19 protein-coding genes are annotated in these 20451 nt (G+C 64.3%); 10 read left to right on the top strand and 9 right to left on the bottom strand.

Annotated features, from left to right (window positions below; genetic code table 11):
- The first annotated feature begins 40 nt into the window (after nucleotides 1-40).
- Nucleotides 41-574 (top strand): GNAT family N-acetyltransferase, encoded by a 534-nt coding sequence (locus EB815_RS09645; protein WP_056577753.1) that lies wholly within the window; start codon nucleotides 41-43, stop codon nucleotides 572-574.
- Between the two features lie 15 nt (nucleotides 575-589).
- Here EB815_RS09645 and EB815_RS09650 read toward each other — a convergent pair whose 3' ends face one another.
- Together EB815_RS09650 and EB815_RS09655 are read right to left on the bottom strand one after the other, a co-directional pair.
- Nucleotides 590-3064: an EAL domain-containing protein gene (locus EB815_RS09650; RefSeq protein ID WP_056577752.1), complete on the bottom strand. Its 2475-nt coding sequence runs from the start codon at nucleotides 3062-3064 to the stop codon at nucleotides 590-592.
- A gap of 284 nt (nucleotides 3065-3348) precedes the next feature.
- Nucleotides 3349-4119: an IclR family transcriptional regulator gene (locus EB815_RS09655; protein ID WP_056577748.1), complete on the bottom strand. Its 771-nt coding sequence runs from the start codon at nucleotides 4117-4119 to the stop codon at nucleotides 3349-3351.
- 185 nt (nucleotides 4120-4304) lie between these two features.
- Between EB815_RS09655 and EB815_RS09660 the strand changes: the two genes are divergently transcribed.
- The 5 genes from EB815_RS09660 (at nucleotide 4305) to EB815_RS09680 (ending at nucleotide 9529) form a co-directional block, all read left to right on the top strand.
- On the top strand, nucleotides 4305-5282 hold the full coding sequence (locus tag EB815_RS09660; RefSeq protein WP_056577746.1) for a Bug family tripartite tricarboxylate transporter substrate binding protein: 978 nt from the start codon (nucleotides 4305-4307) through the stop codon (nucleotides 5280-5282).
- Nucleotides 5283-5416: 134 nt separating this feature from the next.
- Nucleotides 5417-5953 (top strand): tripartite tricarboxylate transporter TctB family protein, encoded by a 537-nt coding sequence (locus EB815_RS09665; RefSeq protein ID WP_056577745.1) that lies wholly within the window; start codon nucleotides 5417-5419, stop codon nucleotides 5951-5953.
- A 4-nt stretch (nucleotides 5954-5957) separates the two neighbouring features.
- Nucleotides 5958-7481 carry a tripartite tricarboxylate transporter permease gene (locus EB815_RS09670; protein WP_056577744.1) on the top strand — a complete coding sequence of 508 codons (1524 nt, stop codon included), beginning with the start codon at nucleotides 5958-5960 and terminating at the stop codon, nucleotides 7479-7481.
- A 15-nt stretch (nucleotides 7482-7496) separates the two neighbouring features.
- Complete coding sequence (locus EB815_RS09675) at nucleotides 7497-8681, top strand: CaiB/BaiF CoA transferase family protein (protein WP_056577743.1); 1185 nt, start codon at nucleotides 7497-7499, stop codon at nucleotides 8679-8681.
- Nucleotides 8678-9529 (top strand): citryl-CoA lyase, encoded by an 852-nt coding sequence (locus EB815_RS09680; protein ID WP_065005687.1) that lies wholly within the window; start codon nucleotides 8678-8680, stop codon nucleotides 9527-9529. The genes EB815_RS09675 and EB815_RS09680 overlap by 4 nt, the downstream gene beginning before the upstream one ends.
- Nucleotides 9530-9616: 87 nt before the next feature.
- Here the strand turns inward: EB815_RS09680 and EB815_RS09685 are convergent, their stop codons facing one another.
- Nucleotides 9617-10093 carry an NUDIX hydrolase gene (locus EB815_RS09685; protein ID WP_056577739.1) on the bottom strand — a complete coding sequence of 159 codons (477 nt, stop codon included), beginning with the start codon at nucleotides 10091-10093 and terminating at the stop codon, nucleotides 9617-9619.
- A gap of 127 nt (nucleotides 10094-10220) precedes the next feature.
- Nucleotides 10221-10601: a hypothetical protein gene (locus EB815_RS09690; protein ID WP_413814141.1), complete on the bottom strand. Its 381-nt coding sequence runs from the start codon at nucleotides 10599-10601 to the stop codon at nucleotides 10221-10223.
- Between the two features lie 519 nt (nucleotides 10602-11120).
- Here EB815_RS09690 and EB815_RS09700 point away from each other — a divergent pair.
- Nucleotides 11121-11699: an invasion associated locus B family protein gene (locus EB815_RS09700; protein ID WP_056577737.1), complete on the top strand. Its 579-nt coding sequence runs from the start codon at nucleotides 11121-11123 to the stop codon at nucleotides 11697-11699.
- 64 nt (nucleotides 11700-11763) lie between these two features.
- Here the strand turns inward: EB815_RS09700 and coaBC are convergent, their stop codons facing one another.
- From coaBC to ubiE, 3 genes are all read right to left on the bottom strand, one after another.
- Nucleotides 11764-13233, bottom strand: a complete 1470-nt coding sequence (coaBC, locus tag EB815_RS09705; protein WP_056577735.1) for a bifunctional phosphopantothenoylcysteine decarboxylase/phosphopantothenate--cysteine ligase CoaBC — start codon at nucleotides 13231-13233, stop codon at nucleotides 11764-11766.
- A 90-nt stretch (nucleotides 13234-13323) separates the two neighbouring features.
- Entirely contained in the window at nucleotides 13324-14898 is a 1575-nt protein-coding gene (ubiB, locus tag EB815_RS09710; RefSeq protein WP_056577733.1) for a 2-polyprenylphenol 6-hydroxylase, read from the bottom strand.
- A 70-nt stretch (nucleotides 14899-14968) separates the two neighbouring features.
- A complete protein-coding gene (gene ubiE, locus EB815_RS09715; RefSeq protein ID WP_056577729.1) occupies nucleotides 14969-15745 on the bottom strand; it encodes a bifunctional demethylmenaquinone methyltransferase/2-methoxy-6-polyprenyl-1,4-benzoquinol methylase UbiE in 777 nt (258 codons plus the stop codon).
- A gap of 134 nt (nucleotides 15746-15879) precedes the next feature.
- Here ubiE and EB815_RS09720 point away from each other — a divergent pair, with 134 nt between their 5' ends.
- The 3 genes from EB815_RS09720 to EB815_RS09730 all read left to right on the top strand — a co-directional run bounded on the left by EB815_RS09720 (nucleotide 15880) and on the right by EB815_RS09730 (nucleotide 18316).
- The gene (locus tag EB815_RS09720; protein WP_056577727.1) at nucleotides 15880-16854 is read left to right on the top strand and encodes an adenosine deaminase; all 975 of its coding nucleotides are present in this window, start codon (nucleotides 15880-15882) and stop codon (nucleotides 16852-16854) included.
- Nucleotides 16855-17002: 148 nt separating this feature from the next.
- The gene (upp, locus tag EB815_RS09725; protein ID WP_010911460.1) at nucleotides 17003-17632 is read left to right on the top strand and encodes a uracil phosphoribosyltransferase; all 630 of its coding nucleotides are present in this window, start codon (nucleotides 17003-17005) and stop codon (nucleotides 17630-17632) included.
- Between the two features lie 120 nt (nucleotides 17633-17752).
- Nucleotides 17753-18316 carry a TIGR02281 family clan AA aspartic protease gene (locus EB815_RS09730; RefSeq protein WP_056577725.1) on the top strand — a complete coding sequence of 188 codons (564 nt, stop codon included), beginning with the start codon at nucleotides 17753-17755 and terminating at the stop codon, nucleotides 18314-18316.
- Here EB815_RS09730 and deoA read toward each other — a convergent pair whose 3' ends face one another.
- On the bottom strand, nucleotides 18317-19636 hold the full coding sequence (gene deoA, locus EB815_RS09735) for a thymidine phosphorylase (RefSeq protein ID WP_056577723.1): 1320 nt from the start codon (nucleotides 19634-19636) through the stop codon (nucleotides 18317-18319).
- Nucleotides 19636-20445 carry a purine-nucleoside phosphorylase gene (locus tag EB815_RS09740; RefSeq protein WP_056577721.1) on the bottom strand — a complete coding sequence of 270 codons (810 nt, stop codon included), beginning with the start codon at nucleotides 20443-20445 and terminating at the stop codon, nucleotides 19636-19638. Before EB815_RS09740 ends, deoA begins: the two co-directional genes overlap by 1 nt.
- Nucleotides 20446-20451 lie beyond the last annotated feature (6 nt).

A 20451-nucleotide genomic window follows, 5' to 3' on the forward strand; every position in this document is an offset into this window, starting at 1 on the left:
GCTATTTGCTAAGCGCGGATAATTTCAGCGAGGCAATCCCATGAACAATCCGCACGGCGCTCCGGTCATCGAGACGGAGCGAACCATTCTCAGGGCGCACCGGCTGGAGGATTTCGACGCCTATGCCACGATGTGGGCAGACCCGGCCGTCACCCGCTTCATCGGCGGCAAGCCGCGCACGCGCGAGGAAAGCTGGATGCGCTTCTTGCGCCATGCCGGCCTGTGGTCGCTGCTCGGCTACGGCTTCTGGGCGATCGAGGAGAAGGCGACGGGCCGCTTCGTCGGCGAGGCCGGTTTTCACGACCTCAAGCGTGACATGCAACCGTCGATCGAAGGCATTCCCGAGGCCGGATGGGCACTGGCTCCGGCCGTGCACGGCGCCGGTCTCGCCACCGAGGTCGTCGGCCGCGTGCTGGCCTGGGGAGAAGAAACCTTCGGACGTACGAAAACCGTCTGCATCATCGATCCGGAGAACACCGCATCGTTGAATGTCGCTGGCAAGGTCGGCTATCGCGAAGTGTTGCGGACCACTTATCATGACGCCCCGACAGTGCTGCTGGAGCGGCTCGCCTGAGCTGGAATTGGGCCTCTACCCCGCCTTGCGGCGCAGTTTCCGCGCAAGGTCGGCCCATGGATCGGCGCTCTGCGCGGCCGGCGTCAAGCTCCGGCCCAGCAGCACCGTCGAGACATCGAAAGGCGTCGGCCTGGCGATCCCATAGCCCTGGGCATAGTCGACGCCGATGATCTTCAGAGCGGCGGCGATATCGTCGCTCTCGACGAACTCGGCGATGGTACGCTTGCCCATGACCTTGCCGATGTGGTGGATCATCTCGACCATGGCGCGGTCGATGCGGTCGTCAAGCATGTCCTTGACGAAGCTGCCGTCGATCTTGAGGTAGTCGACCGGCAGGTGCTTCAGATAGGCGAAGGATGACATGCCGGAGCCGAAATCGTCGAGCGCGAAGCGGCAGCCCAGGCCGCGCAGATCGGCAATGAAGCGCATGGCGTTGGTGAGATTGGCGATAGCGCTGGTTTCGGTGATCTCCAGGCAGATCATGGCAGGCGAAATGCCGTGGATGAGGAACTGCTCGCGCAGGAAGCCGAGAAACGTCTCGTCGCCGAAAGTCGCTCCGGAAAGATTGATGGCGCATGTGGCGATCGGTGGCGTGCGCGGATCGGCCTGCCGGGCGGCCAGGATGCGGAAGGTGTTGCGCACCACCCAGCGGTCGATCGACGGCATCAGGCCGTAGCGCTCGGCAGCGGGAATGAAGCTCTGCGGGGTGACGAAGCTGCCGTCTTCGTCGGCCAGCCGCAGCAGGATCTCAATATGCGCTCCCGCCTCGACGACGTCGTCGTTGAGCGGCCAGATTTCCTGGGCGTGAAGCCTGAAGCGGTTTTGCTCCAGCGCGGCGTGCAGGCGCTGTACCCAGGCCATCTCGCCGAAGCGCTCACGCAAGGCCATGTCGCCATCGCTGTGGATCTGGACGCGGTTGCGGCCCTTTTCCTTGGCCATGTAGCAGGCGACGTCGGCGGCCCGCAGCGTCTCCTCGATCGTCACCTGCGCGTTGGCGATCTCCACCATGCCGATACTGACACTGGTGTTGAAGGGTCTTCCGTCCCAGGCGAAATGCAGGTCCTGCACCGCCGCGCGCAGCCTTTCGGCGATATCGGCTGCGTTGGTGGCATCGCAATCAACGAGCAGCACGCCGAACTCGTCGCCGCCCAGCCGGGCGAGTACGTCGCCGGACCGCAATTCGCGGGTCAGCAGTGAGGAAATCTGGCGCAGCAACTGGTCACCCGCGGCGTGACCGCACGTATCGTTGACCAGCTTGAACTGGTCGAGATCGAGATACATCAAGGCGTGCTGCCGGGGCTTGCCTTGCAGTTCGACGATGGTCCTTTCCAACCGGCTTTCGAAATCACGCCGGTTGGCGAGCCCAGTCAATGCGTCATGCGAGGCCTGCCATGAAAGCCGCTCGATATAGTCCTCTTCGCGCGTCATATCGTGGAAGGCGAGCACCGCGCCGACGATTTCACCGGAAACGATCAGCGGCGCGCCGGTCAGCGCTACGGGAACAACAGAGCCGTCCAGCCGCTGCAGCAATTGCGGACGGGCGCTGGAACGGCGCGGTTCACCGGCCAGCAGACGCTCGACCAGCTGCGGATCCTCGACGCTGGTATCCTTGTCGACAAGGCGAAACAGCGATGCGACCGGTTTGCCCCTGGCAGCGCCGAGCGGGCAGGCCAGCAGTTTCTCGGCCACCGCGTTCATGTAGTCCAGCCGCCCGTCACGGCCGGTGCTGATGACAGCCTGGCCGATCGAAGCCAGCGTAACCTGCGCGCGCTCGCGCTCGGCATTGAGCGCCAGCTGGAAGGCCTGGCGCTGCGCCAGGAGCTTGCGGGTACGCCATACGGCCAGCAGGATCAGCAAGGCGGCGGTGACGAGATTGGCCAAGGTGAGCAGCGTGCGGATGAAGCGCGATCCCTCGCCCAGACTGTCCGAGAAGGCCTTGGACAGTGGGCTGACCTGACGATCGAGCCGATGGATTTCCGCTTTCCAGGCACTGATCTCGGCTGCCGACGCCGGCACCTTGCTGAGCGTCGCATGCATGGTGTCGCCGAGCCGCTGGATGGCGAGAATCATCGTGTCGGCCGCCGCCCAGTGCCGAATAGCGGTATCGAGATAGCTGAACTTCCGGAAATTCTGGAACAGCCAGATCAGCCCGGTGACGTCGTCCGGGTGGTTTCTGCCCTGCAGAAAGCCTGTGCGCGCTGCCTCTGTATCGGGCTCGGGCTGCTCGAGCGCCAGGCGCGCCGAGCGATCGGCCAGCGGAACGGCGATCGCCTCGCGATACTCGGTGAAGAACTCCTCATTGCCGGTGTCCGCATACAGGCTGAGGAAATAGATGGCGTGCTTTTGCCCCTTGGACCATTGGCTTTCCCCGCCGACATAGGCGCGAACCGCCGAAAGCGTGTACAGGCTGAGGCTGGCGACCAGCGCCTGGATAAGCACGACGGCGATGAACGGCCAGACGAGCCCGAGAAGACGGGGGCTGGCGTCCATCGATGACGGCTTCTTCGAATTCACGGACGTGCCATGATCCTGTCAGCGTGTCTGTCCGACTGTTTCATCCGTCGGTTGAGACGATTTTCTTCCCCTCATGTCGCGCAAATGGCGACAGCAACCGGGTATCACGGGGGGCTTAACAGCAAATAAATAGTTCCGTTCTCTATAAAGCCATTTCTTGATTTGGGTGGCTGAATATTACGCAACGTCAAGTGACTGCTTCAAGTTGAATCAGTTTGTATTCGACGCTTATCGATCCTTTTCGGGCTCGTAACCGCGGGTCAGGGCAGCGCCTCCGCCGCAAGACTTGCCTGTTCGAGCAGGGAGGCGTCCTCGCCGAAGGCACGGGTGGCGCGGGCCGCCGCCTCGAGCAGCGGACGTTTCATACGCTGAAGGAAGGCGGCATCGACGCGCGTGCTCGGACCCGCCAGCGTCAACGCGCCGAGCAGGTTGCGCCCCGGCCCGAACACCGGTGCCGAGACGCCCGCCGTCTCGGGGTCGCGGTCGCCGATGGCGAGGCAGTTGCAGGTTCTTCGGATGGTCTCGTAGGGTTCCCCCGGTTGGCCGGAAAACGCCGCAAGCACGCGTCCGCCGGAGCCGACAAGCAAGGGCAATACGTCGCCCTCGCGTATGGTGTAGCGGATCGGATGCTTGGATTCGACACGGTAGAGGCAGGTGCGGACGTCACCCGAGCGGACATAGAATGCGACGCTCTCCCAGCTGTGCTCCGAGAGGTCGCGCATGATCGGCAACAGGATGTCGACCGCCACGACCGAACGCTGATAGAGGGCGCCGAGCCGGAAGGCGGCGGGCCCGACGCGGTAGCGCCCATCGTCAAGGCGCTCGAGCAACTGCCCGCGCAGCAGTGAATTCGCCAGCCTCAGGATCGTACTCTTGTAGAGGCCGGTGCGCGCCGCGATCTCGGCCAGGCTGAGCGAGCGGTCGGCGGCTGTAAAGGCATCGAGGATCGCAATCGCTCGATCAAGTGCCGCGACACCTTCGGCCGATCTACGCCGAAGCTCTGTATCCGCCGGTTTGTTTGGTGAGTCCATTTGCAGTCCCAGTTCGGAGAAACCCGAGCGGGGTCACTCTGTCGCGCTCCCAGACCGTTCTGTCCAGCAGAATATCGTTCCCGTTGACAGAACTTGGTAACATCTGCTTGAACTCGATCACGGGTCTGTGAATGCAGGCACGTTTGGCAGGCACCGGAGGAGGTGTCGTGATTTGGAGGAATCCCATGCTGAACAGACGCAGATTTTTGATGAGCACGGCCTCGGCAGGCGCTGCCGGCCTTGCAGGACTTCATCTCACTCCCGCTTTCGCTGAAGGCGCACCGCAGATCCAGATTTTCGTGCCGGCGGCACCCGGCGGCGGCTGGGACCAGACAGGGCGCACGATGGACCAGGTGCTGCGCTCGGAGAAGCTGATCTCCGGCTCGCAGATCACCAATGTCGGCGGCGCCGGCGGCACGGTCGGGCTGCCGCAGTTCATCAGCCAATGGAACGGCAAGGGCAATTCGCTGATGGTCGCCGGCATGGTCATGGTCGGCGCCATCATCGCCAACAAGGCCGCCAACAATCTGACGCAGGTCACGCCGGTCGCCCGTCTCACCGGTGAATTCGAAGCGCTGGTGGTGCCGGCGGAATCGCCATTCAAGACCGCCGCCGATTTCGTCGCCGCGCTGAAAGCCGATCCGACGAAGGTTCCGGTGGCCGGCGGCTCCGCCGGTGGCTCCGACCACATCCTGTTCGGCCTGATCGCCAAGACCGTTGGCGTTCCGGCAACCAGCCTTTCCTACGTGCCGTTCGCCGGCGGCGGCGAGGCCCTGTCGGCGCTGCTCGGCAACCAGGTGGCGGCCGGCATCTCCGGCTTTGGCGAATTCTCCGAACAGGTCAAGGCGGGTGCGCTCAGGCTGCTCGCCATCTCGGCCGACAAGCGCCAGGACGGCATCGACGCGCCGACGCTGAAGGAAGCCGGCATCGATGTCGAACTGTTCAACTGGCGCGGCGTTTTCGCGCCTCCCGGCGTGTCCGATGCCGACAAGGCGGCGATGATCACGCTGGTGGAGACCATGGCCAAGAGCGATGCCTGGGCCACGGAGTGCAAGAACCGCAACTGGACGCCCATCCTGCTTACCGGCGACGACTATGCGAAATTCGTCGCCGAGGACTCGGCGCGTATCGAAGCCATCCTCAAGGATCTCGGCCTCGCCTGATCTCCCCAGGGGGATGGCGCAAGCCGTCCCCCAATTCTCAAGTCCATCGATCGCATCGCGGATGAGATCGGTCATGGCTGGCAGAGAGGGCCGATGACAGCTGTCTTGGCCCGTAATCCTGGGGAGGACATTTCATGAGCACCATCAACCAGCCGACGGCGCCCCCGCGCCTTGCCGTGCCGGAATTGCTTGTTGGCATCGGCCTTCTCGCCTGCGCCGGCGCCGTTGCCTGGCAGACGCTGGCGATCCCGGTGTCGCCGCTCTATTCCAAGGTCGGGCCGACCGTCTTTCCCTATCTCACCATGGTCGGTCTGGTGGTGCTCTCGCTGCTGCTCATCCTCGCCGCGTTTCGTGGCGGCTGGCAACCGGAGGAGGAAAAGGAAACGCCGACCGACTGGAAGGCGATGGGCTTCGTCGTCATCGGCCTTGTCGCCAACCTGCTGCTTATTCGGCCGCTTGGCTTCACGGCGGCATCGGTCATCATGTTCGTTCTCGTCTGCTACGGCTTCGGCAGCAGGCATACGCTGCGCGACGCGCTCACCGGCCTTGTCCTGGCGCTGGCCGCCTATTTCGGTTTCGCCAGGGCGCTCGGCGTCAACATCGGTGCCGGTTTCATCGAGAGCCAGCTGAACACGGTGATCGACGCGATCATCGGCGGGTTTGGAGCGTGAGGCCATGAGCACGCTTGAACAACTCGCCCACGGCTTCTCGGTCGCCTTCACCCCGGTCAATCTTCTGTGGTGCCTGCTCGGCACCACGCTCGGCACCGCCATCGGCGTGCTGCCGGGCCTGGGGCCGGCGCTGACCATCGCGCTGCTTCTGCCGATCACCTATCAGGTGGCGCCGGAAGCCTCCTTCATCCTGTTCGCCGGCATCTATTATGGCGCCATGTATGGCGGCTCGACAACCTCGATCCTGCTCAACACGCCGGGTGAAAGCGCCACCATCGTCACCGCGCTGGAAGGCAACAAGATGGCGCGGTCCGGCCGTGGCGGAGCTGCCCTTGCCACCTCGGCGATCGGTTCCTTCGTTGCCGGCACCCTCGGCACGCTGGGCGTCGCCTTCCTGGCGCCGGTGGTGGTGAAGTTCGCGCTGGCCTTCGGACCGGCCGAATATTTCTCGCTGATGGTGCTGGCCTTCATCACGGTTTCGGCCGTGCTCGGCTCCTCCTCGGTGCGCGGGCTCACCAGCCTGTTTGCCGGCTTTGTTATCGGCATGATCGGCGTCGACCTGCAGACCGGCCAGCCGCGCTTCACCTTCGGCACGACCGAACTGCTCGACGGCGTCGACGTCATCATCGCAGCCGTCGGCCTGTTCGCGGTCGGCGAGACGCTCTACATGGCTTCGCGCCGCTATGCCGGCAAGGACGAGATCGTACCGCTGAAAGGCTCGCTCTACATGACCGCGGCCGAATGGGGCCGCTCATGGAAGGCCTGGCTGCGCGGTGCGGCGATCGGCTTCCCGATCGGCGCCATGCCGGCCGGCGGCGCGGAAATCCCGACCTTCCTGTCCTATGCCATCGAAAAGAAGCTGTCGAAGCACAAGGAGGAGTTCGGCACGGTCGGCGCCATCGAGGGCGTCGCCGGTCCCGAGGCAGCCAACAACGCGTCCGCAGCCGGCGTGCTGGTGCCGATGCTGACGCTTGGCCTGCCGACCTCGGCGACGGCCGCGATCATGCTGTCCGCCTTCCAGAGCTACGGCATCAACCCGGGGCCGCTGCTTTTGACGACGCAGGCCAATTTGGTCTGGGGCCTGATCGCCAGCCTGTTCATCGCCAACGTGATCCTCGTCATCCTCAATTTGCCGTTGATCGGGCTGTGGGTGCGGCTGCTGAAGATCCCGGCGCCGCAGCTTTATGCAGGCATACTGGTGTTCGCGACCGTCGGCACGTACGGCATTTCGCAATCGCCCATCGATCTGGTCATCCTCTATTTGCTGGGGGCGGCGGGCTTCCTGATGCGGCGCTTCGATTTCCCGACCGCGCCGGTCATCATCGGCATGATCCTGGGGCCGCTCGCCGAAACCCAGTTCCGCCGGGCAATGACCATCTCGAATGGCGACTGGTCGGTGTTCTACAAGCATCCGCTGTCGCTGACGCTGCTGACGCTCGCCTTCATCGGCCTGGTCGGGCCGCATATCTGGGCCTTCATCGAGCATCGCCGGCGGCGTGGCCCAGAGCACGTGCCGGGCGATGCCTGACCGATTTGAGAAGATATGACTGACCTGCTTTCCGGTATCCGCGTCCTCGACCTGACCAATGTTCTGGCCGGGCCTTATTGTGCCTATCAGCTGGCGCTGCTGGGGGCTGACGTGATCAAGGTCGAGGGGCCGCATGGCGGCGACCTGGCGCGCCAGCTCGGCGGTTCGCCAAGGCTCAACCAAGCCGGCATGGGCGCCTCGTTCCTGGCGCAGAATGCCGGCAAACGATCCGTCATGCTCGATCTGAAGACAGAAGCCGATCGTGAACGCTTCCTCGACCTTGTCGCCAGTGCAGACGCGCTGGTAGAGAATTTCCGCCCCGGCGTGATGGATCGGCTCGGCCTTGGCTACGAGGCGCTCAAGGCGGTCCGCCCCGGCCTTGTCTATTGCGCGATATCGGGCTTCGGCCAGACCGGGCCGATGCGCGACAATCCCGCCTATGACCAGATCATCCAGGGCCTGTCAGGCATCATGAGCATTACCGGCACGCCGGAAACGGCGCCGCTGCGTGTCGGCTATCCCGTCGCCGATACGCTGGGCGGGCTGGTCGGTGCGTTCGCGATTGCATCGGCGCTGGTCAAGCAGAAGACCTCAGGCGAGGGTGCCTTCCTCGACGTCTCAATGCTCGAATGCACGCTTTCCGCGCTCGGCTGGCCGGTGTCGAATTATCTGACGGCCGGGGTCGATCCCAAGCCGATGGGCAATGAGAACATGACGGCGGCACCCTCCGGCGCCTTTCGCACCGGCGACGGGCTGCTCAATATCGCCGCCAACAAGCAGGAGCAGTTCGTAACGCTTTGCCGGCTGATCGGGCGACCGGAGCTGGCCTTGGACCCGCGCTTTGCGGAGCGCGAGACACGCAAGCGCAACCGCGCGGCGCTGAAAGTCGAGATCGAGGAGGCCCTGGCAGGCGCGTCGGCGGCGGCCTGGGAAGAGGCGCTCAATCGGGCGGGCGTCCCGGCGGGCAGGGTGCTGACGATCCCGCAAGTGCTGGGCGAACCGCAGGTACTGGAACGGCAGGTGACCGCGAATTTTGACGATGTCGCCGGGATGGACAGGCCGCTGACCGTTCTGCGCGGCGGTTTCATGGTCGACGGCAAGGCGCCTTTGCCGACAAAGCCGCCACCGGTGCTCGGTGAGCATATGGACGAGGTTTTCGCCCTCCTGCCGCCGCGCGCCAAGGCCAAGGCACGGGCATGAGCAGTTCCGGGAAGAAGTCAGGCCGTGAACGCGGCGAGGAGTGGTGGCAGACCGGCATCATCGAGATGAGCCCCGGCGTCATCCGGCTGCGCGGCTATGAAATACAGGACCTGATCGGTCGCGTCAGCTTCCCCGCGATGATCTGGCTGATGCTGCGTGGCGAATTGCCAAGCGAGGACCAGGCCGCATTGCTCGGCATTGCGCTGGGCGCGGCCGTCGACCATGGGCCGCAGGCACCATCCATCGCCATCGCCCGCATGGCCGCGACCTGCGGTGTCGGCATCAACAGTGCCATGGCTTCGGCCATCAATGTGCTCGGCGACGTGCATGGTGGTGCCGGCGAGCAGGCGCTGTCTTTCTACGGCGATATCGCCGTGTCGATCGATGGCGGGACAGTGCTGGATGAGGCGGTCTCGGTACGTCTGGACCGGTTTTTCGCCGAGGAAAAAGGGTATGTGCCAGGGCTCGGCCACCGCTTTCACCCGATCGATCCACGTGCGCCGCGCCTGCTGGAACTGACCCGCGCATTTGCCGCGCGTGGGGTGGTCAATGGACGGTTCGCCGACATCGCCGGGGCTGTTGAGGCGGAGGTCGCGCGGCGCAAGGGCAGGAAGATCCCGCTCAACATCGATGGCGCGACCGCCGTCATCTATGGCGAACTCGGCTTTCCGCCGCCGCTGACGCGCGGGCTCTTCGTGCTGTCGCGCTCCGTCGGCATCCTGGCGCATGCCTGGGAACAGTCGCAACAGGGTGAGCGCAACAAGGGGCCCCTGCCGCGTGAGTGGCTGTGGGCCTATACCGGCACGCCGCTGCGACCATTCCCCGGCGAGAATGAGACTGGCGACTGACACCCAGGGTCTTTTGCTTCGACGCAATCCCCAGGGGAACGCCATGCGCTTTTCCCGGGAAACCGTTCCACGCTTTTCTGGAATTGCCTATGCTTGGCCCGGCGGCAAGGGTTCGGGAAGCTTCAGGGTCTTCACCAGCGTCGACAGATCGGGTTCATCGATGAGCATCGCCGCGTCGGCCGGCGCCAGCCAGGCGCGCTGGCGGCGTTTGGCTTCCTGCCAATCAGCAAGCTCTTCGGTCACTTCAAGCAGATAGACGATGACGTCGACGCGGACAAAGCGGTTGGCCAGCCGTTTCCAGTAGGAATAGGTGCCGGCCGGCTCCCTCAGCGCCTTGCCGAGCACGCCGGCTTCCTCCTGCGCCTCGATGGTGGCCGCCTTGCGTCCACTCTTGCCTTTCATAGGCCAACCCTTGGGAACGATGAAGCGCCTCGTCGTTCTCGACGTGACCAGCATGACTTCGAAATCACCGCCCGCGGTCAACCGAAAGGGGATCGCCGCGACCTGGCGGATTCGCTCGCCTTTCTTGGCCTTGCGCACGGCCTTTTTCTTGGTGGCTGCCATTCGTAAAAATCCAGTCGGTGCAGTGCCCCATAGCTTGATACGGCGCCTTTGCAAAACCCCAAACTGCCGCAGGGTACTCGAACGCCCCTATCATGTAAGTCGGCTAAATAAAAGGGTAGTCCGCCTGTCAGCGGCAGGTGCTCACGGCAGTGGTGCCGATTATCTGCGTCTGGCAACTCGGCCTGACTTGCGGGACCACCGGCTGCGGCTGTTGGACGATCACCCGATCCTGGGCACGATATTGCTGTTGCTGTTGCTGAAATTGCTGCCGCTGAATCCTGCTTTGCAAGGTCTGCAGGTCATTTTGCTGGATCAGCGCGTTACTTTTGGCGGCGGGATTGAGCACCTGCGCGGAGGCGGGCAACCCAAGCCCGGCCAGAACCATCGTGGCCAGCGCCGCCGATGCCAGAATCAACGCTGGTCTACGCGCGAACACGCGCCCATTGTGCGAAAAGATCTTGTTCATTCCCAACATATAGGGCGGCCTGTCAGGCGATGCCATGGCCATGCATGGATCTCCCAAAAATCAATCATACCGTCATCCGGTCCGTGACCGCAGGTTGCCGTCATATGACGGCTATGAAAGGCTGGAGGCTTGGCCAGCGTCCCTTACGCAAGTTTTCGATCTCACCCGGCACAAGTCAATACAGTCTAATTGAGCCAGAACTCCATAAGTGGGAATGCGGATATGCTGGGCTCGATGCATCGAAACTTATTGCAGGATGCCGGCATTTTATTGCGTGGGCTGACCAGGGCGGGGGTGGAGTTCTCCAACAAGGACTGGGAAATCGAAGGCAGTTCGCGGCGACGCAGAATCTGCCCGGCACCCCGCATTGCACTTGACGGAAACGGTCGATTCGCCGCTCTATCGGGTTGGCGCCGGGCTTGAGCTGAATGGCGTCAATGGCGTCGGCATGTCCGTCAGGTACAACGGCGCCTTCGGCGAAATCGTGAAACAAAACGCAGTCGGCGCGTCTCTCAGGGTCAGCTTCTAGCTGGCCCGGGACCGAGCCGGGCAGGGGGCTTGATGAGGAAATACGCGTATTTCGCGGCAGTGCTGGGGGCGGCCTGCATTGTCGGTTTGCCGGCCATGGCCGCGCAGACCAAGGGTGACAAGGTGGTGGCGAAGCCGCCCGCCGCCGATGCACCGCAACTGCCGGGTGGTGCATCGGCCTTGTCCGAAACCCATGGCGACTGGACGGTCAATTGCCAGATAGCGGGCACGAACAAGGTCTGCAGCCTGTCGCATCAGCAGTTCAACAAGCAGAGCAACCAGCGGCTGCTGGCGATCGAGCTGTCGAGCAAGACCGGCGACGATGCGACCGGCACGCTCGCCCTGCCGTTTGGACTGGCGCTCGCCAAGGGCGTCACCCTGACCATCGACGACCAGATGCTGGACGGCAGCCTGGCCTTCAACACCTGTCAGGTGGTCGGCTGCCTGGTGCCGGTGGCGTTCGATGGCAATGTCACGCCACTGCTCAAGAACGGCACCACGCTGAAGATCGACGCCTTCGCGGCGGACACCGGGCAAGCCGTGAGCTTTTCCATTCCGCTCAACGGCTTCAGCGGGGCGCTCGCCCGCACAGCGGAACTCTTGTCAAACTGACGGCTCAGGGCGGAATCTGACACGCGGCGTCCAACAGGCGCCCGCGCATCTTATCCGTTGCGCGTCAAACGACTGTTGTTTTGAGCCGCTCGGCAATCAAGGCGGCGAGCCGCGCCGCCACCTCGTCCTTGGTCATTTCGGGCCATTCCTCGACACCGGCCTTCGACACGATCCGCACCCGGTTGCGGTCACCGCCCATGACGCCTGAAGGGCCGATACCGCTTTCGTGCGACACGTCGTTGGCGACGATGAAATCGGCGCCTTTCTTCCTGAGCTTGGCCTCGGCGTTGCGCAGGAGATCCTGCGTCTCGGCGGCGAAGCCGACGACAAGGCCAGGCCGCTGGCTGTGATGACCGACGCCGGCAAGGATGTCGGGGTTCTCCACCATGCGCAGCACCGGTGGGCCTTCACCCGCCACCTTCTTGATCTTTTCACCGGCCGAATTCTCGCTGCGCCAGTCGGCGACGGCGGCAACGAACACCGCGGCTTCAGCGGGCAGAAGCTGTTCGACCGCATCGCGCATTTCCTGCGCACGCTCGACATGGATGGTTTTCACACCGACGGGATCGGCGATGCTGACCGGACCGGAGACGAGATGCACGTCGGCGCCAAGTCTTGCCAATGCCGCGGCGATGGCGTGGCCCTGTTTGCCGGACGAACGGTTGGCGATATAGCGCACCGGGTCGATCGGCTCATGCGTCGGGCCGGAGGTGACGATGATCTTGCGCCCCGCCAGCGGCCTGGGGCCGGCATCGAGCAGCGCCTCGATCGCGGCGACGATCTCCAGCGGTTCGGCCATGCGGCCTTCGCCGGCCTCATTGCTCTCGGCCATCTCGCCCTTGGCCGGGCCGACGAAGCCGACGCCGTCCTTGCCCAATGTCGCGCGATTGCGGCGGGTGGCCGGATGCGCCCACATTCTGGGGTTCATGGCCGGCGCCATCAGCACCGGCTTGTCGGTGGCGATGAGCACGGTCGAGGCAAGATCGTTGGCATGGCCGTTGGCGAGTTTGGCCATCAGGTCGGCGGTTGCGGGCGCCACCACCAGCAGATCGGCCTCGCGTGACAGCCTGATATGGCCGACATCGTGTTCGTCGTTGCGGTCGAACAGTTCGGTGAAGACATGATCGGCCGAGAGCGCGCCGGCGGACAGCGTGGTGACGAATTCCTGCGCCGCCGATGTCATCACTACCCGTACAGCCGCGCCGCGCTCGCGCAACCGGCGGATCAGGTCGAGCGCCTTGTAGGCGGCAATGCCGCCGCCGATGATGAGCAGGATGCGCTTGCCGGAAAGCGTGCCTCGCGGGAATATCCTGCCTGCCGGAGAGGCCACCGGCGCCGCCGTACCGTGCGTGCTGGTCAGTTCGCGAAGGGTCTTTTCGATCTGGTCGATACGGCCGGGTCCGATCTGGCCGTCGACGGCGGCCCGGATCATCACCCGCGCCTGTTCTTCCATTGAACGGTCATTTTCCGCCGCCAGCCGGCGCAGCAGGTCCTTGACCTCGTCATCAAGGTTGCGGATCGTGATGCTTGCCATCTGATTGCACTCCGCTCATCTCTATCGATAGCAATGATAGCAATGCGATCAAATCGCTGCAAGTTGCGGACCAGGCCTCGACGGTCGGGCCTAAAGAATCTTCCACGCGATATAGACCAGCGTCAGCGCGATCACCCACAGCGCCACGCGGCCGGAGCGGCTGTAGCGCGCCTCGGCCTTGCCGATGGCGTGGGCGGTGGTTTCGTCGAAGCGCAGGCCGTGCTCGGCCATCAGGTCGATCTCGCGCGACAGCCGGTCGGTGCGCGCCGCAAGCTCGGGTATCTGACGGGCGAGCGTCAGCAGCGCCTTGGCACCATCGCGCGCGTCGATCATCATGCCGCGCGGGCCAAGGTTGCCGGCGATCCAGCCGCCAACCACCGGTTCGGCCGTCTTCCACATGTTGAAGGCCGGGTCGAGCGTGCGCGCGACGCCCTCGACCACCACCATGGTCTTCTGCAGCAGGATCAGTTCAGGCCGTGTCGCCATGTCGAAGAGTTCGGTCACCTCGAACAGCAGCGTCAGAAGCTTGGCCATCGAAATGGTCTCGGCCGGCTGGCCGTGGATCGGCTCGCCTATGGCGCGGATCGCCTGCGCGAAGGCCGCGACATTGTGCTGGCGCGGCACGTAGCCGGCCTCGAAATGCACTTCGGCGACGCGCAGGTAGTCGCGCGTGATGAAGCCGTAGAGGATTTCGGCAAGGAAGCGGCGCTCCTTCTTGCCGAGGCGGCCGGCAATGCCGAGATCGACAGCAACGATGGTACCGTTGGCTTCAACGAACAAATTGCCCGGATGCATATCGGCGTGGAAGAAGCCGTCGCGCAAGGTGTGGCGCAGGAACGACTGGATGAGGTTGGCGGCGATCGCCTTGAGGTCGTGGCCGGCGGCTTCGAGGCCTGCGATGTTGTTCATCTTGACGCCGTCGACCCATTCCATGGTCAGCACGTCGCGGCCGGTGCGTTCCCAGTCGACGGATGGCACGCGAAAGCCGGGATCGTCCTTCGTGTTCTCACCGAGTTCGGAGAGTGCCGCCGCCTCGAGGCGCAGGTCCATCTCGATCTTGGTGGTCTGCGCCAGCGTCTCGGTGACCTCGACAGGCCGCAGCCGGCGCGAGGAGGGGATGTACTTCTCCTGCAGGCGGGCGGCGAGGAAATAGCTTTCGAGGTCCTGGAAGAAGCGGCGGCGCACGCCAGGCCGGATCACCTTCACCGCCACCTTGGTCGCGGCGCCGTCATGGATGGTTTCGGCGGTATGGACCTGGGCGATGGAAGCGGCGGCGACCGGGTCGCCGAATTCAGCGTAGAGATCGCCCACCTTGCGCCCGAGCGAGGCCTGGATCGCCGCCACCGCCTCGGCCTTCGGGAAGGTGTGCATCTTGTCCTGCAGCATGGCGAGGTCGAGTGCCATGTCGTTGCCGACGACGTCGGGCCGTGTCGCCAGGAACTGGCCGAGCTTGACATAGGAAGGCCCGAGCCGGACCACGGCCTTGGCCAAGCGGTCGCTGCGCTCATAGTCCAGTGCGCGGCGGCGGGTGAACAGCCGCGCCAGCCGCCAGCCGAATTTCGGCAGGCCGGAGAGTTCCTCGCCGGGCAAGGCGGCAACGACGCCTTCGCGCACCAGCACCCAGCCGGCCCGCACCAGCCGGAATCCTGCGCTGACCGTGCTCATGAATGGACCGATCCCGCCGGCTCTTCGAACCGGCACAGGTCATGGCGAGGATGGGAAATGCGGTGCAGCCTCAAAGCTTCCAGCCCGAATGCAGTGCCGCGATGCCGCCGGAATAGTTGCGGAAGGAAACGCGATCGAAACCGGCGCGTGAAATCATTGCCGCGAAGTTCTGCTGGTTGGGGAATTTCGCGATCGATTCAACCAGATAGGCATAGGGTTCGCCGTCTCCGGTAACCATCTTGCCGATCTTGGGAATGGCGTTGAACGACCAGGCTTCGTAGGCCTTGTCGAGCAGCGGCATCTCGACCTCGGAAAATTCAAGGCACAGGAACCGTCCGCCGGGCCTGAGCACGCGGAACGCTTCGCTCAGCGCGACATCGATGCGCGGCACGTTGCGGATGCCGAAAGCGATGGTGTAGGCGTCGAATGTGGCATCGGCGAAGGGCAATTCCTCGGCATTGGCCTCGACGAAATCGGTGTTGCCGGACAAGCCCTTTTTCTGCGCCCGGTCGCGGCCGACGGCGAGCATCGAGCCGTTGATGTCGAGCACCGTCGCATGCGCGTTGCCATGGCTGGCATCGACGATGCGGAAGGCGATGTCGCCGGTGCCGCCGGCCACATCCAGGACTTTCCAGCCCGCCCGCTTCGGCGGATTGAGCCAGGTGACCATGGCGTCCTTCCACAGCCGGTGCAGGCCACCCGACATGAGGTCGTTCATCAAGTCGTAGCGGTTGGCGACCTTGTGGAAAACATCGTTGACCAGGGACTGCTTCTCGCCTTCCCCCACACGCTTGAAACCATAGGAGGTTTCCATGCCGCCCGCGGCCGTGGTTCTCTCAACTGACATTTTTTTGATCCGTCATAAAACCGGCGGGACCATAGCCGATCGATGCTGTGGGCGCTATTGTTTAAGGCGCGGTGTTCAGCCGCGCTTCCAGGTGGTGGGTTTTCGAGACCTGGACTGACCGACGGGATGTTTGAATGCCTTTGAAAGCGGAATTGCACTGCCACGTCGAAGGGGCAGCGGCGCCCGAACTCGTCATCCGGCAGGCGCAGAAATACGGCAAGGACACTTCACCCTATATCCAGAACGGTTCCTTCGTCTGGCACGACTTTACCTCGTTTCTCGCGGCTTATGACTTTTCCGCCGACCTGTTCCGCACCGAGGAGGACTATGCGCGGCTGGCCGACCACTATCTGACCAGCCTTGCCCGCGACGGAGCGATCTACTCCGAAGTGTTCACTTCGCCAGACCATGCGACGAAAGCCGGACTGTCGCCCAAGGCCTATACGGACGCGCTCGGCGAAGGCATGCTTCGCGCCAAGGCCAAGACCGGCATAGAGGGCCGCATGATCGTCACCGGCGTGCGCCATGTCGGCGTCGAGTCGATCGAACAGGCGGCGCGCTTCGCGGCGCGCTGCGGGCATCCGCTGGTCACCGGCTTCGGCGTCGCCGGCGACGAGCGCATGGGCGACATGGAGGACTATGTCAGGGCTTTCGAGATCGCTCGCGAGGCTGGGCTCGGCATCACCGTCCATGCCGGCGAGCTGACGGGGTGGGAAACCGTGCAGGCGGCGCTCGACCATATCAAGCCCTCTCGGATCGGCCACGGTGTGCGTGCCATCGAGAATCCGGACCTTGTCCGGCGTATCGCCGACGAAGGCATCGTTCTGGAGTGCTGTCCCGGCTCCAACATCGCGCTCAAGGTGTTCGACAGTTTTGCCGATCATCCGTTTCCCGCCCTGCAGGCGGCAGGCTGCAAGGTGACGCTGAACTCCGACGATCCCCCTTATTTCTGGACCTCGCTGAAGCGCGAATACGATATCGCGGCGGAGCATTTCTCGATGAACGAGAAGGCGTTGACAGCCGTCACCAGGACCGCCATCGAGGCCGCCTTCGTCGACAGAAAGACCAAGGCGGCACTTCTGGCCCGGCTGAACGGCGCGGCGCGCTGATTTTGTTCCGACAAAGCTGTGGTCGGTGGCGGCCAAGCGGTTCCTTGGCCGGTCCATTGTCGCTAGGGTTCGGCCAGGTAGCTTGAAGCGCGACACGTCCGAAAGGATCATGCGCGCGGTTTCGGGCGACACGCATCAGGAGAACATCATGAAGGGCGTCACCGTCGTCGACCACCCGCTTGTCCAGCACAAGCTGACCATCATGCGCAAGAAGGAGACTTCGACGGCCGGCTTCCGGCGGCTCTTGCGCGAGATATCGCTGCTGCTCGGCTATGAGGTCACGCGCAATCTCGAACTGACGACGACGACCATCGAAACGCCGATCGAGACCATGGAAGCGCCGACGCTGGAGGGCAAGAAACTGGTCTTCGCTTCGGTGCTGCGCGCCGGCAACGGCTTGCTGGAAGGCCTGCTCGACCTGGTGCCGGCGGCGCGCGTTGCCCATATCGGCCTCTATCGCGACCATGAGACGCTGGAGGCGGTCGAATATTTCTTCAAGGCGCCAAGCGATCTCGCCGACCGGCTGGTGATCGTGGTCGACCCGATGCTGGCGACCGCCAATTCGGCGATCGCGGCGATCGACAAGCTGAAGGGACGCGGCGCCACCAACATCCGCTTCCTGTGCCTGCTGGCGGCACCCGAAGGCATCGAGCGTTTCACCAAGGCACATCCGGACGTTCCGGTCTTCACCGCGTCCATCGACCGGCAACTGAACGAGAAGGGCTACATCATGCCGGGTCTCGGTGACGCCGGCGATCGCATGTACGGGACGAAATAATACAGGCAAAGCTGCCTGATAGGATTTACCAAGCGTTTACGCAAAGACATGGTTTCGCCGTGCGTTAAAGCGGCAAACACCATCCGGCGCTAAAGGATCGACCGTAACAAAGGCCGATCCATGCTGCGCAAGCTTCTCATCCTCAGCATCTTTGCCGGTACGTCGGCATCGATCCCTGTCGTCTATCAATCGAATCCGCGGATTTTCGAGAACCTGCTGAAATCGACGGTGACGGCCAGGCCCGAGACGCGGACGCAACCGGATGTCAACCTGGCGTCGGTTCCCGACAAGCCTGTGGCGCCGCTGCCAATCGGCCGCAAGGTCGTGGTCGCCGCGGACGGGCGCGGACACTTCTCGTCGACCTTCAAACTCAACGGCCGTCAGGTCGACGGCATGATCGACACCGGCGCGACATTGGTCGCGGTCAACATGTCGACGGCGCGCAGGATCGGGCTGTCGCTCAACCCGTCCGATTTCAGCCATGAGGTCAGCACCGCCAACGGCTCGATCAAGGCGGCCGTGGTGATGATCGATCGCCTGCAGATCGGCAGCATCAGCGTCAACGACGTGCAGGCCATCGTGCTCGACGACAAGGCGTTGCGCACCAACCTGATCGGCATGAGCTTTCTCACCCGGCTCGGCAAATATCAGGCCGAGAACGGCACGTTGCTGCTCGTCCAGTAGTCAGCCGCGCGGCAGGATCCGCCGGATGACGGTTTTGTCCGCCGGTGGTTTCGAAGTGCCAATCGCATAGGCCGAAACCACAGTCGCGGCGGCCGCCTCCGCGTCAGAGGGCGAGCGGGCGTGTACCAGCGCCAGGGCATCTCCGGCATGCACTTCCGCGCCTATGGGCAGCAGCCTGGTGATGCCGACGCTGGGGTCGATCCTGTCGTCAGGCCTTGTGCGCCCGCCGCCCAGACCAACCACCGCTAGGCCGATGTCGCGGGTGGCGATGCCGGTGACGAAGCCGTGCGCCGTTGCCTTGACCGCGAATTCGGTTGCCGGCTCCGGCAGATATTTTTCCGGCTTCTCGATGAAATCGGCGGGGCCACCGAGCACCGCCACCATGCGTGCGAAGGTGGCGGCGGCGCGGCCGCTGGTAAGTGTCTCCGTGGCGCGCCGCAGGCCATCCTGGTTGGACGACACCAGTCCCGCCGACTGCAGCATTTCGGCGGCCAGCGCCAGCGTCACATCCTCCAGGCGCCGCTCGCGCAGACGGCCGGTCAGGAAATCGACGGCGTTGCGGACCTCGACGGCATTGCCGGCCGCCGAGGCCAGCGGTTCGTTCATCCCGGTGATCAGCGCCGAAACCTTCAGCCCGGCGCCGCTGGCGACCTCTACGAGGCTGTTGGCGAGCGCGGTCGCGTCGCGCGACTTCTCCATGAAGGCGCCATTGCCGACCTTGACGTCGAGCACCAGCGAGCCCAGGCCGGCGGCCAGCTTCTTCGACAGGATCGAGGCGGTTATCAGCGGCACCGATTCCACGGTGCCGGTGACGTCGCGGATGGCATAGAGCCGGCGGTCGGCAGGCGCGAGATCGCCGGTCTGGCCGATGATGGCGCAGCCCGTTTCCAGCACCGCCTGGCGAAACAGCGCGATATCGGGCTGGCTGACATAGCCGGGGATCGCATCCATCTTGTCCAGCGTGCCGCCGGTATGGCCAAGGCCGCGGCCCGAGATCATCGGCACATAGGCGCCGCAGGCGGCGACGATCGGCGCCAGCATCAGCGAGACATTGTCGCCGACGCCGCCTGTCGAATGCTTGTCAGTGACAGGCCCCGGCAGGTCCGACCAGTCCAGCACGTCGCCGGAATCGCGCATGGCGAGCGTCAGCGCCACGGCCTCGTCGCGGTTCATGCCGTTGAAGAACACAGCCATGGCGAAAGCCGCGGCCTGGCCATCGGTGACGGCGCCCGATGTCACACCGTCGATGAAGGCTGCGATTTCGCGAGCCGGCAACCTCTGGCCGTCTCGCTTGTGGCGGATGATTTCCTGGGGAAGCATCAGCTCTCCAGCAGTCCGTCGCGGAACACGCGCTGCAGGACCGTTGCCAGCCGCGACCCGCCAATCGGCGCCATATCCTTGGTCTCCTGGTGTGAAAGCTCGGCCCCGGTCATGCCGGCGGCCAGATTGGTGATGACCGAGCAGGCGGCGACGCGCAGCCCGAGGAAACGGGCGAGAATGACTTCCGGCACGGTCGACATGCCCACGGCGTTGGCGCCCATGATGCGCGCCATGCGGATTTCGGCCGGCGTTTCGAAACACGGGCCGGAAAACCACATATAGACGCCCTTGTGCAGCGCGGTGCCGGTCGCCTTCGCCGCGCGCTCGATGGCCTTGCGGATGCCGGCATCATAGGCTTCGGTCAGGCCGACGAAGCGGCGGTCGCTCGGTTCGCCGATCAGCGGGTTGGTGCCCGAGAAATTGATGTGGTCCGTGATCAGCATCACCGATCCCGGCGACATATCGGGATCGACCGAACCGGCGGCATTGGTGAGGATCAGTTTGGTGATGCCGATGCCGGCGAGCACTTCCAGCACCGGGCGCATCGCCGCGGCGTTGCCATGCTCGTAGTAGTGGGCGCGGCCGGACAGCATCAGCACCGGCGTGCCGGCAAACAGTCCTGCCACCACCTCGCCGGCATGGCCGCTAACGCCGCTCCCGGGAAAGCCGGGCAGGTCGGCATAGGAGACGCGGACCGGGTGCTCGATGCGGTCGACAAGGCCGCCGAGGCCCGAACCCAGCACCAGCGCCGTCGACGGCGCCAGCCCGTCCAGCCTTTCGATAAGATGGTCCACCGCCTTCTCTGTCATTGCAGC

The organism is Mesorhizobium loti (assembly GCF_013170705.1).
Classification (GTDB): domain Bacteria; phylum Pseudomonadota; class Alphaproteobacteria; order Rhizobiales; family Rhizobiaceae; genus Mesorhizobium; species Mesorhizobium loti_D.